This is a genomic window from Polaribacter sp. BAL334, from assembly GCF_015767435.1.
In the GTDB taxonomy this organism is placed as follows: domain Bacteria; phylum Bacteroidota; class Bacteroidia; order Flavobacteriales; family Flavobacteriaceae; genus Polaribacter.
Window position 1 is genome coordinate 1 of the sequence record NZ_JADWOV010000152.1, and the last position, 476, is coordinate 476.

The window sequence follows — 476 nt, forward strand, 5'->3', positions numbered from 1 at the left end:
GGGTTAGATGCTGATGAGATTCTTAAACAAGTTCAGAATGACAATCTTCCATTTATCAAATTATTATTAGCACAATTCGAAAAAGTAAAACTGCATTTAAATCCTTTCAATTGGGAAATCATTTTTGGATGGGAAGAAAAAATGCAACGTTATAAAAATCCAATCTATACGTTTAAAGTTCGAGATAAGGAAATCAATATCGAAACTCATTCTAAGTCTTTATCGCACTCAGATATTCCTAAAGTTGCTTTACCAAAATACCAAGCATGGGGCGATTTATTACGCTGGAATTTACAAGAAAATGTTCCAGGAGAATTTCCTTTCACTGCAGGTTTGTATCCGTTTAAACGGACAGGTGAAGACCCTACAAGAATGTTTGCGGGCGAAGGTGGGCCTGAACGAACCAACAGACGTTTCCATTATGTGAGTTTAGGAATGGATGCAAAACGACTTTCTACCGCTTTTGATTCGGTTAC

The 476-nt window shown here is 36.6% G+C and carries 1 protein-coding gene; it reads left to right on the forward strand.

The window, feature by feature from the left end:
- Positions 1-476: methylmalonyl-CoA mutase family protein (locus IU405_RS00795; protein ID WP_231749429.1), on the forward strand; the 476-nt coding region annotated here is incomplete at both ends.